The sequence below is a fragment of the Rhodococcus sp. IEGM 27 genome, assembly GCF_033142305.1.
GTDB lineage: Bacteria > Actinomycetota > Actinomycetes > Mycobacteriales > Mycobacteriaceae > Rhodococcus_F > Rhodococcus_F oxybenzonivorans.
On the sequence record NZ_JAWLSG010000001.1, the window covers coordinates 203626 to 218300 of the forward strand.

The window sequence follows — 14675 nt, forward strand, 5'->3', positions numbered from 1 at the left end:
AAGGCTCTCGTCCATGGCCGACGTCAACGCGTGGAAGCGGCGAATCATCACCCAGTTCCAGAAGCGGGTCCTCAACCCGCTCACCACCCGGTTGCCGAGCCAGACTCTTCTGGAGACCGTCGGACGGTCGAGCGGTCAACCACGGGTCACCCCGATCGGCGGGCGGCGAACCGGCAACCAGTTCTGGCTCGTCGCCGAGCACGGCGGCCAGTCGAATTACATCCGCAACATCCGCGCGAACAACGCCGTGCGGCTGCGACTGCACGGCACCTGGCACACCGGCACCGCAACTGTGCTGCCCGACGACGACGCCGTCGCCCGGCTGGCGCAGCTCCCGCGGCTCAACAGCGCGGCGGTCCGGGCGGTCGGCACCGACCTCCTGACCGTGCGGATCGATCTCACCGACTGAGATGCCCTCACATCCCCCACGGAATAGTCATCCGCACCCGCAGAAGCGTCGGCACCCGACCAAAGTCCGTGCATCTACGAGTCGGCCCAGCGTCCTGGCCAGGTGTGACATTCGCAACTAGGTGTTCTGCCCGCACGCCGGGAGCGGATTTGCCGGCGCTCCACTGCTGGGAAACGAGCCGCTTGCAGTGGGGACTTAGCCTCCGCTAATCTGCGGTTTCGCGTGGACTCGTCAGGGTCCGCACCACAGACAACGACGTCTGCCTCACCGGCGTATCGGTTCGGGGCCGGTTCTCCGCCGTGATCCTCTCGCCGACGCCACCCGTGTGCTGCACGGACCCCATTTCGGCGAGTATCGCGAGGAGACAGTCGGTTGAAGACGAGTGCCAGTGAGTTCGGCCTGTACGACAAGACGCTCGACAAGAGCAGCTGCGGCGTGGGCTTCATCACCCGCAAGGATGGCGTGCAGACCCCGGAGATTCTCACCCTGGGCAACGAGGCCCTGTGTGCTGTTCCTCACCGTGGTGGCATGTCGGCCGAGGGCGTCGGCGACGGGGCCGGAATCTGTGTCGACCTCTCGGTGCCCTTCTTCCGCGCCCTCACCGGGCGGGGTGAGCTGGAAGCCGGCCGCTTCGGTGTCGGCAACTTCTTCCTCCCCACCGACGTCGCGTTCCACGCCGACGCCGAGGCCGTCATCGAGCAGGCACTCGCCGCGCAGGGCTTCGAGGTGCTGCTCGAACGTGACGTCCCCGTCGACGCCACCGTCCTGCGTCCGGCCGCGATCAAGTACCAGCTGCCCATTCGGCAGTGGGTGTTCACCGCTCCCGAGGCGTGTACGGACGGGGTCGAGTTCGACCGCCGCATCCACGACGCCCTGCTCGCCATCGAGGCCGTCGCCTACACCCAGCCCGACCTCGCCGGGATGTACCCGCTCTCGCTCAGCGCCCGCACCCAAGTGCTCAAGGGTCGCCTCAATTCGCACGAGGTGATCCCGTACTTCTGCGACCTGGTCGATCCGGCGCACGCCGTTCACACCCTCTTCTTCCACACCCGGTTCTCCACAAACACCGACCCGCACCCGACGATGGCGCAGCCGTTCCGGCTCATGGCGCACAACGGCGAACTCAACACCGACAAGAAGAACCGGCTCTCCGAGACGGCCGTGGCCCGTGCCCGGAACCGGGAGATCGTGCGTCCGCACGGCCAGTCGGATAGCTGCCGTCTCGATCAGACGCTGCAGAGCCGGGTCGTCGAGGACGGCCTCGACCTCGTCACCGCCGTGGTGTCGATGATGCCCCCGGCGTGGGAAAACGACACGAACCTCTCCCCCGAGGTGCGGGCAATGCTCGAGTACTTCTCGCTCTACGAGGAGAAAAACGACGGCCCGGCCGCGGTCATCTTCGGGAACGGCACCGTCGTCGGAGCGCGCCTCGACCGCCTGGGGCTGCGTCCGCTGCGCAGCGTGGAAACCGACGACTTCCTGTGCGTCACCTCGGAGGCCGGGCAGATCGACTTCGACCCCGAGACGGTGCGTCACCGCGGCCGCATCGAGGCGGGCGGCATGCTGTACTTCGACCACCGCGAGGGCCGCGCGTACTCCTCCGACGAGGCGCTCGAGTTGCTGGCCGCACGGCACGATTACCGCGCCCTCGTCGCCGAGGCGCGCCGCACGATCGACGCCCTGCCCGAGGTGGAGGCCGAGCCCGGCCCACTGCGTTACAACGGCGACCTGGAACGCCATCAGCGGTACGTCGCGTACTCGCACAACCAGGAAAGCTTCAAGTTCATGATGGACCCGATGCTGGCTTCGGGTCAGGAGAAGATCTCCGCGATGGGCTACGGCAACGCCATCAACGCACTGTCCGATCAGGAAGGCGGTGTGGCGAAGTACTTTTCGCAGCGCTTCGCACAGGTCACCAACCCGTCACTGGACAGCATCCGGGAGTCGGACGGCATGACTCTGCGAGTCGCGCTGGGCGCCAAGCTGCACAGTGGTGCGGAGTCTGCCCCGCAGATCGTGGTGCCGTCGCCGATCCTCACTCATCTGGACATGCTGCGGATCCGCAAGCAGACCGACACACCGGTGCAGCGTTTTCCGATGCTGTACAGCCCTGTTCCCGGCGACGCCGCTGCCAACGCGGCCGCGCTCGAGGCGGCGGTGGACGGGTTGTGCGACGAGGTGGAGGCATTCGCCCGGGAGCGCGGCGGCATCGCGATCCTCACGGACCGGCACGTCGCCACGGACCGCGCGGCCCTGCCGATGATCATCGCGATCTCGGCCGTCAATCAGCGGCTGATCGAGGCGGGTCTGCGCCTGCGGGTGTCGGTGGTGGCCGAGAGCGGGCAGATTTCGTCCTCGCACCACGTCGCCGCTGCCCTGGGGTTCGGCGCCGCCGCGATCTACCCCCTCGCCGTCCGGTTGCGGGCCGAGGAGAAGTTCGCGGACAACGCGGACGAGGCGTTCACCCGCTTCGCCAAGGCGGCCGAGAAGTCGTTGATGAAGACGATGGGCCGGGTGGGTCTGTGCACCGCCGAAAGCTACATCGGCGGTGAGTTCTTCGAACCCAACTACCTCGACACCGACGACCCGGTCCTGCGCCGCTTCTTCGCGAACGTCAAGACGCCCGTGGGCGGCGTGGGATTCGCCGTGATCGCCCAGGCCGTCGCCGACTGGCACGCAAAGGCTGCGACCGTCACCGGGGAAAAGGACGTCCCCCTGCTCGGCCTCTTCAAGGAACGCGCAGAAGGTGCCGGGCACTCGTACGGCACGGCTGCCGTGCGCGGTTTCGTCGACCTCACCGAGGAACCGATCGCCTTCGACACCGCCGGCACCCAGGACCACACCGAGTCCCTCCGCCTGCTTCCCTTGAACCGGCTCGAGGACGCGTTCGGTCTCGACGACGACGCCTACCGCAACGCCGGCTTCCAAAAGCTCACCCCCGAGGCGATCGACGGGTTCGAAATCACACCCGGCTACCGGGCATTCATCCGGACCATGGCCGAGGAGCGCACCCGTCGCCCCGCCGCACTGCGGGACGTTCTCGACCTGCCCGCCGACGTCACATTCCTCACCACCGCGCAGGAGTTCCGCCGGCAAATGGGCCGGTTCTCCCGTAAGGGCAACAACAGCTTCGCGGTCCGTGGGCTCGCCTCCGAGCAGGTCGGGGACGACGAGTTCCGCCTGCGGCTCACCGGCCCGCACGCCGGCGACCCCACCGTGCTTGCCGCACTGGGCGAGTCACTGGTCCTGCGGTTCGGCGACCACCTGTGCGAGCACCGGATCGACGGTGACGCCCTGGTGGTACGGGCGTCCGGAGAGGCACTGCGATGCCTGGCCCTGCTGCGCCCCGCACCGCCCAGCATCCCGCTCGCCACGGTCCAGAAGGCCAGTGAGATCACGCCGTTCCTCACCTCCGGGGCCATGAGCCACGGCGCGCTGAACTCCAATGCGCACGAGGCTGTCGCGCACGGCACCAACATGGTCGGCGGAATGTCGAACAGCGGTGAGGGCGGCGAGCACATCTCCCGCTACGGCACCATCCGCGGTTCGCGGATCAAGCAGTTCGCTTCGGGCCGATTCGGTGTGTGGGCCGGCTACCTGGCCGATCCCATGCTCGAAGAGCTGGAGATCAAGATCGCGCAGGGCGCCAAGCCCGGTGAGGGCGGGCAGCTGCCCGCCCCCAAGGTGACCGTCGAGATCGCGGCCGCGCGCGGCGGCACCCCCGGCGTCGAACTGGTCTCCCCGCCCCCGCACCACGACACCTACTCGATCGAGGATCTGGCTCAGCTGATCCACGACTGCAAGGCCGCACGGGTCCGCGTGATCGTCAAGCTGGTGTCGTCGGAGGGCATCGGGACCATTGCGGTCGGTGTCGCGAAGGCGGGCGCAGATGTCATCAACGTCGCCGGCAACACCGGCGGCACCGGCGCCGCTGCGGTCACCAGCCTCAAGTACGCGGGGCGTTCCGCCGAGATCGGCGTGGCCGAGGTTCACCAGGCGCTGTGCGCCAACGGCTTACGGCAGAAGGTGCTGCTCCGGTGTTCCGGCGCGCACCAGACGGCGAGTGACGTGGTGAAGTCTGCGCTTCTCGGGGCCGACAGCTTCGAGTTCGGGACCACCGCGCTGATGATGCTCAAGTGCGTCATGGCCAAGAACTGCAACGTCAAGTGCCCCGCCGGCCTCACCACCAACCCGGAACTGTTCGACGGTGACCCGCGGGCGATGGCGCAGTACCTGCTCAACATCGCCCACGAGACGCGGGAGGTGCTCGCCGAACTGGGCATGACCTCGCTGCGAGAGGCTCGCGGCCGGTCCGACCTGCTGCACCTGCTCGATCACCCCTCGAGCGTCGGCCAGCTCGACCTGCGGGCGATGCTCGCTGCAGTCGACGAGGTCACGATCGGTGATCCGGTATACCTCGAGAAGGACTACACGCTCGACGACGGCTGGCTCGTCCAGTTGCGGGCGGCGCTGGTCGAGCAGGGCGAGCGCACCGTCGACCTCGGTGACGGTGTACGCCTGAGCAACCGCAACAAGAGCGTCGGCGCACAGTTGGCCGTCGACATCGAGCGCATGCTCAATCACGAACTGACCGAACAGGATCTGCCGGCGGTACTGCGTGACGAGCGCGGTCGCGGCTACCTGCGCGAGGGCAGTGTCCGGATCGCCACCTCCGGGTCCGCCGGCCTGTCGTACGGTGCGTTCTGCAACGACGGAATGTCTCTGGTCCACACCGGCACCGCCAACGACGGTGTCGGCAAGGGGGCGTGTGGCGGCAGCATCGTCGTCCGCTCCCCCGGCGGCGGGTCGACCGCAGCCGGCGGCAACGTGCTGATCGGCAACTTCGCGTTGTTCGGGGCCACCGGCGGACGCCTGTTCGTCGAGGGTCAGGCCGGTGACCGCTTCGCCGTCCGCAACTCGGGCGCCACCGCAGTGGTGGAGGGCGTCGGCGACTTCGCCTGCGAGTACATGACCAACGGCGCGGTGCTCAACCTCGGCGGGTTCGGCAAGGGTGTCGGCAACGGCATGAGCGGTGGGTTCGTCTACCAGTACGACCCCGAGGGCAAGCTCGCCGGCAAGGCCAGTGCCGATTCCATCCTGCTCGGTGCGATCACCGGTGACGACGAGCACGCGGCACTGCACCACCATGCTGTGCACCTGCTGCTCGGCTGGCACCTCGAGGCCACCGGGTCCGCGAAGGCGGCCTGGCTTCTCGAGAACTGGGAGACCGAACAGCACAACTTCGTGTACGGCATGCCGCGTGCACTGCTGCAGTACCAGGACAGCGACGAGATCCTGAAAGCCAAGTCGCGCAAGGACTTGGCCGACGAACTCGCGGCCGCGCTGGTGGCCCACCAGGTGCGCAAGTTCAAGCTGGACTACCGCGACGGACGCGCAGTTCTGGGCGGCGCCGTTCCCGGCTACGGCGAGGCCGACACCGAAGCCATGTTCGCGCTGCTCAACAACTACACGGTGCTCAATGCCGCGCAGGAAATGGCGCTGTCGAAGTTGCCGGGCGCCACCGACCCGTCCGATCCGGCGGTCGACAAGGCCGTGCGCAATCTGCTGCTCACCGAGGACTTCTTCCTGATGCAGCGACTGCAGCGGTACGCCCGCGAAGCCCTGAAGGACTACAGCGACGAGGACCTGGCGGTGATGGTGGCGGCCAAGCGCCTCGCCGACTACAAGGACGCCCTGCGCAAACGCAACGTCCGGTCCATCGACGCGCCCGGCACGTACGGCTGGATCCTGCACCAGGATGCGAAGAACGTCGACAAGATCGGCCGGCTGCCCGGCTTCGAGGAACTGTTCGCTCAGCACGCTCTGCCCGACCTGATCCCCACGAAGGACGCTGTTCCCTCATGAAAATGCCGTACATCCCTCAGGACGCGCCGTTCAGCGACGATCAGCGCGTGTGGCTCACCGGCTTCCTGGCCGGAATGAGTTCGCGTCTCGCGGTCGGCAGCAGCTCCGCCGCACCCGCCGCCTCCGGTGGGCAACTCCCCGCTGTCCACGTGCTGTACGGCAGCCAGACCGGCAATGCCGAGGGCGTCGCGGAAGATGCTGCCGCCGCGGCACGTTCGCACGGCTTCGCCCCGGTGGTCAGTGCGCTCGACGACGTCGAGGTCGACGCCCTGGCGTCGATGCAGCGTGTTCTCGTCGTCACCTCCACCTACGGTGAGGGCGAGATGCCCGACAACGCGGAACTGTTCTGGCAGGCACTGTCTGCCGAGACCGCGCCCCGTCTCGAGGCCACGGACTTCGCGGTGCTCGCACTCGGTGACACCGGTTACGACGGGTACTGCCAGGCCGGCAAGATGATCGACACCCGGCTCGAGCAGCTCGGCGCCCGCCGCGTCACTCCGCGCGTCGACTGCGACGTCGACTACGAGGACGCCGCTGCCGCATGGGTGGCGGAAACGTTGCCGTTGTTGGCGGCAGTCGAGGGCATTCGCGGGGAGTCGCCGGTGGCCGATGTCGCGACACCGGACGCGAAGCCCGCGCGTAAGCGTTCGCAGTGGAATCGCAAGAACCCCTATGTGTCCACGCTGGCCGTCAATCGGAGACTGTCGGGTGACGCCTCCGCGAAGGAGATCCGGCACTACGAGTTCGCGCTCGCCGACAGCGGTCTCGAGTACGAGGCCGGCGACGCCCTGGGTGTGATGCCGGTCAACGATCCGCAGCTCGTGGACGCTTTGGTGTCACGGCTCGGCATTCCTGCCGACGCCGCCGTCACCGGCAAGGAACGCCCGTTCAGCGATCTGCTGATGCATAGCTACGAAATCTCCACGCCGTCGCACGAGTTCCTCGACGAGATCGAGAAGCGGGCCGGAAACGACGAACTGACTCACGTTCTCCGGCACGGCGACAAGGAGGCACTCGACGCGTGGCTGTGGGGTAAGGACGTCCTTGATCTGCTCCTCCTCGCTCCCGCGCTGTCGATGACCGCCGACGAGTTCGTGGGCGTGCTCAAGCCGTTGCAGCACCGCGCGTACTCCATCTCGTCGAGTCCCCTCGCCGACCCGGGCAGCGTGCACCTCACCGTGGCCAGCGTCCGGCACACCTCCGCGGGGCGCGACCGCGGCGGTGTGTGCTCGACCTACCTGGCCGACCGCGTCGCCGAGGGCGGTACCGGTGGAATCTTCGTGTCGAAGAACAAGTCGTTCCGCGTGCCCGCTGACGACCACGCGCCGATGATCATGGTCGGCCCCGGAACCGGGATCGCACCGTTCCGCGCGTTTCTGCAGGAACGCCGGGCGCGGGGCGCGGCGGGACGCAACTGGCTGTTCTTCGGTGACCAGCACCGCGCGTCCGACTACATCTACGAGGACGAGATCGGGGCCATGAGCGACAGCGGTCTCCTCACCCGCCTGGACCTGGCCTTCTCCCGCGACCAGGCCGAGAAGGTGTATGTCCAGAACCGGATGCTCGAAAACGGCAAGGAGCTCTTCGCCTGGCTCGAGGACGGCGGCCACTTCTACGTGTGTGGCGACGCCACCCGCATGGCGAAGGACGTCGACCGCGCGCTGCACCAGGTGATCGCCACCCACGGCGGTCTCTCGGCCGAGGACGCGTCGGAGTACGTCAACAAGCTCAAGAAAGACAAGCGCTACCTACGCGACGTGTACTGAGCACGGCCGCACCGACTTACGAGGAGAAGCAAGAACCATGGCAGTGGTGATTCTGTACGGTAGCGAGGGCGGTACCGCCGAACTGGTTGCCGATCATCTCGCCGACGTGCTCGGCGCCTACGACGACACGTCCCTGTACGACATGATGGAGTACGACGCCGGCGATCTCGACCCGGAGAACTTCCACGTCATCGTGTGCTCCACCTACGGTGAGGGTGAATTGCCCACCGGCGCTGAACCTTTCTTCGAAGGACTCGACGAGGACGAACCGGACCTGAACGGATTGCGCTTCGCGCTCTTCGGCCTCGGTGACAAGGTCTACGAAGACACCTACAACCGGGGCGGCGAAATCCTCGCCGAAAAGCTCGTCTCGCTCGGCGCCGTCCAGGTGGGCGAACACGGCCGGCACGACGGCTCGAGCAGCATCCGCCCCAAGGACCAGGCCGAGGAATGGGCCAAGATCATCGGCGAGGAATTTCTGGGATAGCCGCCTCACGCCGGGAGTCGGGACTGGATGCTGCGCACCCACTCTCGGCTTCCGGTGAGGTAGCGGTCCCGCGCCGACGCGAACAGGCGAACACTGTCGGAGCCGGGCCAGTCGTCGGGCAACATTTCGGCAGGCAGTCCCGGGTCGATGTATGGGATGATCCGCCATTCGTCAAGCAGCGGAACGAACCGAACGAAGGCCTCGCGCGGTGAAACCTGCTCTGTCGTCGACAGAGCGGCGCGGTGATGGGTCAGGAAGTCCCGGTGGCGAGCAGCGATGCCGTCGAGATCCCACCACCTCGCTGCCGCATCCGCTGTCGAGTCGGGCACGAACATCGACGTCGACACAAAGGTGGTCACATACGCGGACAGGCCCAGCGCGTTGACGATGTCCCCCACCTCCTCCGCGAGATATTCGGGGGCAACCCACAGACCCGGTGACACCGTTCCGCACCCGATCCACCCGAGCCGCCTGCGCAACTGGTGTCGCGCGGCCCGTTGCGTTTCGGGAATGGTGAACGAGATCAGACGCCAGGGGTCGCCTTCCGCCATCTGACGGAAGCCGAAGATGCGCGGATCGCCGCGGCTGAACATCGCCTCCGCCTGCTCGGTCACCTCGTACCCGTTCCGCCCGTCGCAGACGCGGGCCCGCAGCACCCCCTTCTTCTTCAAGCGGGTCACCGCGATGCGCGTCGATTCGGACGGGATGCCCACGGCCTGCATCAATCCGACGAAGTCCGCGATCGCCACCCACCCGCCGAGGTCGCGCACGTACGCGCCGAGGACGGTTCGGATCAGCGACGTCGCGCTGCCGGGTCGCGAATCGAAGTCGTCGAGGATCGCGCTTGCCGGTTCAGGCGGTGAGTTCATCACGGATCGCCAGTGTTCCGGCGCACACCTCGGAGAAGCTCGTGCTCAGAGGGCTGAGGCCGAGACGCAACCCGTGGGGGGCACGAAAGTCGGGGATGACGCCCTTGCGCCACAGCTTCTCGATGACGGCCTCGAACTGCGGGTGATCGATGATGACGTGACCACCCCGCTCGGCAGGATCCTCCGGCGATCCGATCTCCACGCCCAGCGGAAACAGCAACGTTCGCACGAGTTCGAGCGCGTACTCCGTCAGTGCCACCGACTTGGCCCGGATGGCCGCCATTCCGACCTCGTCGATCAGCGCGAGAGTGTCCTGCATCGCGAGCATGCCGAGGACCGACGGCGTTCCGCTGATCACCCGACGGATACCGGGAGCCGGTTCGTAGCCCTGGGCCATCGCGAACGGGTTGTCGCGACCCATCCAACCCCAGATCGGCTGCACGAATTTCCCCTGGTGCTCGGCTCGGACATACGCGAACGCGGGTGACCCGGGCCCGCCGTTGAGGTACTTGTAGCTACACCCGACCGCCAGATCCACACCCCAGCTGTCGAGCTCGAGTGGAACCGACCCCACCGAGTGACACAGGTCGAGCAGCAGTAGTGCGCCCGCCTCATGAGTCACGCGCGCGGCCCCGGCGGCGTCCACCAGGTAACCCGAGCGGTATGCGACATGACTGAGAACGACGAGCGCCGTGTGTTCCGACACGACGGATTCCAGGTCGTCGACGCTGACGCCACCGCGCCGATCCGACTCGATCCATCGCAACGTGAGCCCGAGTTCTCCGGCAATGGACTCCAGCACGTACCGGTCCGTCGGGAAGTTGTCGCGGTCCACGACGATCTCGGTGCGCCCCGGCCGCAACGCGAGGGCGCCGCGGGCAAGCTTGTACAGCAGGACCGTCGTCGAATCACCGATGGTCGTCTGCCCCCGGGCCGCTCCGAGCGCAACCCGCGCGAGGGTGTCGCCGATGGTGATCGGGAGTTCGAACCACTCCTCGTCCCAGCCGCGAATCAGCCGGCCACCCCACGCCCCGGTGACGAAGGAGTTGATCCGCTCGGCACTCGCTCGGGTGGGCCGTCCGAGCGAGTTGCCGTCGAGGTACGCCACCACCGCAGGATCATCGGCGCCGATGAACAGGTCACGGTAGGAACGCAGCGGGTCCGCGGCGTCGAGGTGCTCGGCGCGGGCGGTCAGCACTTCGGTGGACGTGGTCATCATCGTCCGATCTCGGTGCGCACGGCCAGCAGTTCCGGGAAGAATGTCAGCTCCAGTGCCTTCTGCAGAAATCCCACTCCGCTCGATCCTCCGGTCCCGGATTTCATACCGATGGTGCGCAGCACCGTGCGCATGTGCCGAAAGCGCCACAGTTGGAAGTTCTCCTCGAGATCGACGAACTCCTCGAACGCCTCATAAACGGCCCAGTGGTCGTCGTGGTTCTCGTAGACGAACTTGATCAGGGGCATCAAGTCCTCGTTGAGCGTGTAGGCGGCCGTCACATCGCGGTTCAGCGCCGATGCCGGCACGTCGTACCCGAGCCGCGACAGGCACTGCCAGAACGCGTCGTAGAGGCTGGGCTCGGCGAGGAGCCGCCCCAGCAGATCGTGGGCGGCAGGATCCGCTTCGAACACCTGCAGCATTCCCGCGTTCTTGTTGCCGAGCACGAACTCGACGGCGCGGTACTGGTACGACTGGAACCCGGACGAATTGCCGAGGAACTGGCGGAACTCGGAGTACTCCGTGGGAGTCAGCGTGGCGAGGACCGACCACTGTTCGGTCAGCGTCTTCTGGATGTGCTTCACGCGCGCCACACACTTGAGCGCCTTACCGATGTCGTCGTCGTCGAAAGAGGCACGCGCCGCGAGGGTTTCGTGGAGGACGAGCTTCAACCAGAGTTCGGTGGTCTGGTGCTGGATGATGAACAGCAGTTCGTCGTGGTGCTCCGGGCGGCTCACCGGCTTCTGGGCGCTCAACAGGGTGTCGAGGTCCAGGTACGAGCCATAGCTCATGCGCTCGCTGAAGTCGGTGACGATGTCTTTCTCGATGGCTCTGGTGTTGGCCTGCACGCCCATGACTGTCCTCACTGCTGGTGTTCGAGTACCGGGCCCTCGCCCTTCATATTACATAATCGTGGCGAACGTTAGGCAGATGTCATTATCGGAAAGTACGGTGGATCCGTGAATGCACCCAGTCGCCGAGTCGATGTCGTCTTCGCCCCCGGGGTCGTGGCACACCGCGGAACCGCGGAAGAGCTCCTGCACCGGGCACTGAGTGCGCGCGGGCTGACCGGCGAATTGACGTTCACCCGAGACGGCACCGCGCTGGACCGGGCCATGCTTTCGGCGGCGAGGCGAGGCGAGTTCATCGTCGTACCCGGAACCGGGAAATCCTTCACACCCCCGAAAGGCGGCGTGACTCGCATCGACTTCGGTGACTGCGACGCCGATCGCTCGGCGGGCGTCCGCACCCACATACGCGGCAGAGGACTCGACGGCCTGCGGTACGCCGTCGACAGCTGGTACCACCACCGCTTCCATCCCGGGACGATGATCCGGTACGGAAGCCACCCGGATCAGCGCGCCGAACTCCGAATCCCGGACGGGAACGGCCCCTTCCCCGCCGTCGCACTCATCCACGGCGGGTTCTGGCGCACACTGTGGGAGTTCGACCTGATGGATGCCCTCGCGGTCGATCTGACCGCCCGCGGGTATGTCACGTGGAACGTCGAGTATCGACGGAACACCGCACATCGCTGGGCGGACATGTCGTCCGATGTCGCCGCCGCCGTTGCGGCCGTAGCGACTCTCCCGGGTGTGGACCCCAGCCGCCTCGTCGCGCTCGGCCACTCGGCGGGCGCTCAGCTCGCGCTTCGGGCCGCCGCCGATGCGCCAGCGGTTCCTCTCGCGCTCGCCGTCAGCCTCGCCGGTGTGCTCAACCTGCGACTTGCCGACGATCGCCACCTCGGCGAAGGTGCCGTCGCGATGGCCGTCGGCAATCACTGGTCCGAGGACCGCGAGATGTACGAGGCGTCGTCGCCGATCGACCGACTCCCCCTCGGCATCCCGCAGTTGGTCGCCTGCGCCCTGCAGGACGAACCGGACATGCTGGAAATGAGCAGGGAGTACTCCGCGGCCGCCGCGGCGACCACCGATGACGTCGCCCTGATCGAGGGTCCGGGCGATCACTTCGCCGTCATCGATCCGACAAGCCGGATCTGGCACACCATCGCCGAGGCAATCGAAGCACGGATGCTCCCCGGCGCGTAGAAGCCCGCGCATACACACGCACCTGTTCTGCGCTCACGCACCCGTTTTCGGGCCCTGGAACGGGTGCGTCTGACGAAAAGAAGTGCGCGAGTCACTCGGCACGAATGTCATTCACTCGACCGACAACGAACCTCCCTGACCTACACCGGTTTTCGCGCTCCGCTATGCCGTGGCTAACATCCGACAGTGCGGTTCGCCTATTCGGCCCCGCGTCCTGTCGCAGCCCACCCCTATGAACGAGGAAACACCATGAATGCACGACGTGCAGCTCTCACCATCTTCGGATCTGCGGCCATTGCCCTGGCAGCTACGCCGACCGCGCAGGCGTCCACGGTTTTCGACTTCCTGCCGCCGGAGATCGCCGCACTGATCCCGAGCGGTTCGGCCGACGCCGTGAACCCGCTTCTGCCGCCCGCACCCGCCGCCCCGGCAGCACCGGCACCCGCACCACCGGTGGCGCCGGCCCCGCAGGCCGCCCCCGCACCCCAGGTGGCTCCTGCACCGCCCGCTCCCGCGCCGAGGGCTGGGTACAAGAACTGCACCGAGGCTCGCAACGCCGGCGTGACGCCGATCTACCGCGGCCAGGACGGCTACGCACCGCACCTCGACCGGGACAACGACGGCATCGCCTGCGAGTAGTCGATCTCCGGCACCGCACCCACACACGCACCCCTTCTGTGCCCACGCACTCGTTTTCGGGCCCCGTAACGGGTGCGTCTACCGAGAAGGGGTGCGTCTGTGTCTCACAACGCCTCGCAGCCTCACAACGCCTCGCAGCCTCACAACGCCTCGCACGACGAACCGGTGTCGCCATTCCTCGTGCGGGGCAGTGCGCTCCGCACTATGTTCGGCGGTGACGGTTGAGGTTCTCGGCGAGGGGGCGGTCCGGCATGAGCAGGACGTATTTCGGAACTGTGGCGGTGGCAGTGGCCGCTGGTGTCGCACTCTCCTGCGGTGTGGGCGCTGCCTCCGCAGACACCCAGATCAACGGCTGCACGATCGTGGCCGACCCGACACCCGAGCATCGCACGACCTGCCCCGGCGCCGATCTGAGCAGGGCGAACCTCGCGGGCATGAATCTGAGTTTCGCCGACCTGTCGGGCGCAAACCTGACGTTCGCCAATCTCGCCGGCACAAACTTCACGGCAGCGAACCTGTCGTTCGCGAATCTGAGCGACGCCAACCTCACGGACACGAATTTCACGGACTCGCAGCGCAACGCCATGGTCTTGTACAGCACCGGCATCGACATATTCGGCCGAATCGTCGGTGACCTCGACATCATGACCGACCCGAATTGGTCCACCGACGCCCACGAGCGCGCGCTCGCCTCCGTCGTTCCGGTCACGCCTCCCGCTCCGTCCCCGTAGTCCCCATCCGCGACCTCACGACCGGGCTGCGCACTGCGTATCCCGGCAACTCGCATGCCCGGACCCCTTGACATTGGATACCTGCACTATCCACTATTGGATAGTATCGCTATCCAATCTCGGGAGGCATCCGATGTCGACGATCGAACCCGGCCGTTCCACCCACCACTACGACGGTGAGCTGGTGATCTTCCTGATCGGGATGACCATCAACCGACCGTGGCGCCCGGATTTGTGGCTGCCCGCCTTCCTCGCCATGCCGAGAATGTTGCGTGAACTGTCGCAGGACCCCGACTCGGGTTTGCTGGGTTACCGCCTGGCGATCGAGGGGCGCGGACCCACGTTGATCCAGTACTGGAGTTCGGCCGACAAGCTGTACGCCTACGCGAGCAACTCCGACGCCCGACACCGGCCTGCCTGGGCTGCCTTCAATCGACGGGCCCGCCGGGCGCCGGGAGCAGTGGGGGTGTGGCACGAAACCTATTCGGTCGATCGCGCGGAGTCGATCTATGTCGGCGCTCCGGCGCTCGGGCTGGCGCGGTTCACCGCACGCGTTCCCGTCACACCGGCAGGCAATCGGGCCCGCAATCGACTGGCCCAGACCACACCGACCGCCAGCACCGACCGTTGAGACACGATCACGAT

Annotated in this window: 11 protein-coding genes; 8 read left to right on the forward strand and 3 right to left on the reverse strand. The window is 66.8% G+C overall.

The annotated features are described in order from the left end of the window. Positions 1-13: 13 nt before the first annotated feature. The 4 genes from R4P95_RS00935 (at position 14) to R4P95_RS00950 (ending at position 8527) form a co-directional block, all read left to right on the forward strand. On the forward strand, positions 14-409 hold the full coding sequence (locus R4P95_RS00935; RefSeq protein ID WP_213572961.1) for a nitroreductase/quinone reductase family protein: 396 nt from the start codon (positions 14-16) through the stop codon (positions 407-409). Positions 410-781: 372 nt separating this feature from the next. Continuing rightward, positions 782-6274, forward strand: coding sequence for a glutamate synthase-related protein (locus R4P95_RS00940; protein WP_317746723.1), 5493 nt, complete (start codon positions 782-784; stop codon positions 6272-6274). Then, the gene (locus R4P95_RS00945; protein WP_317746722.1) at positions 6271-8040 is read left to right on the forward strand and encodes a sulfite reductase subunit alpha; all 1770 of its coding nucleotides are present in this window, start codon (positions 6271-6273) and stop codon (positions 8038-8040) included. The genes R4P95_RS00940 and R4P95_RS00945 overlap by 4 nt, the downstream gene beginning before the upstream one ends. Before the next feature lie 37 nt (positions 8041-8077). Then, positions 8078-8527, forward strand: a complete 450-nt coding sequence (locus R4P95_RS00950) for a flavodoxin domain-containing protein (protein ID WP_208962239.1) — start codon at positions 8078-8080, stop codon at positions 8525-8527. Positions 8528-8532: 5 nt separating this feature from the next. On the opposite strand, the gene R4P95_RS00955 is transcribed toward R4P95_RS00950, so the two are convergent. From R4P95_RS00955 to R4P95_RS00965, 3 genes are read right to left on the reverse strand one after another with little or no spacing between them, the layout of a single operon-like run. Beyond that, positions 8533-9396: a PaaX family transcriptional regulator C-terminal domain-containing protein gene (locus R4P95_RS00955; protein ID WP_317746859.1), complete on the reverse strand. Its 864-nt coding sequence runs from the start codon at positions 9394-9396 to the stop codon at positions 8533-8535. Next, positions 9380-10615 (reverse strand): kynureninase, encoded by a 1236-nt coding sequence (gene kynU / locus R4P95_RS00960; protein WP_317746721.1) that lies wholly within the window; start codon positions 10613-10615, stop codon positions 9380-9382. Before kynU ends, R4P95_RS00955 begins: the two co-directional genes overlap by 17 nt. Then, entirely contained in the window at positions 10612-11466 is an 855-nt protein-coding gene (locus R4P95_RS00965; protein WP_317746720.1) for a tryptophan 2,3-dioxygenase, read from the reverse strand. The genes kynU and R4P95_RS00965 overlap by 4 nt, the downstream gene beginning before the upstream one ends. A 105-nt stretch (positions 11467-11571) precedes the next feature. Between R4P95_RS00965 and R4P95_RS00970 the strand changes: the two genes are divergently transcribed. From R4P95_RS00970 to R4P95_RS00985, 4 genes are all read left to right on the forward strand, one after another. Continuing rightward, entirely contained in the window at positions 11572-12660 is a 1089-nt protein-coding gene (locus R4P95_RS00970) for an alpha/beta hydrolase family protein (RefSeq protein ID WP_317746719.1), read from the forward strand. 249 nt (positions 12661-12909) lie between these two features. Next, positions 12910-13299, forward strand: a complete 390-nt coding sequence (locus R4P95_RS00975) for an excalibur calcium-binding domain-containing protein (protein ID WP_317746718.1) — start codon at positions 12910-12912, stop codon at positions 13297-13299. Between the two features lie 251 nt (positions 13300-13550). Beyond that, the gene (locus tag R4P95_RS00980) at positions 13551-14030 is read left to right on the forward strand and encodes a pentapeptide repeat-containing protein (protein ID WP_317746717.1); all 480 of its coding nucleotides are present in this window, start codon (positions 13551-13553) and stop codon (positions 14028-14030) included. Positions 14031-14163: 133 nt separating this feature from the next. Further along, positions 14164-14661, forward strand: coding sequence for a DUF4188 domain-containing protein (locus R4P95_RS00985; RefSeq protein ID WP_317746716.1), 498 nt, complete (start codon positions 14164-14166; stop codon positions 14659-14661). Positions 14662-14675 lie beyond the last annotated feature (14 nt).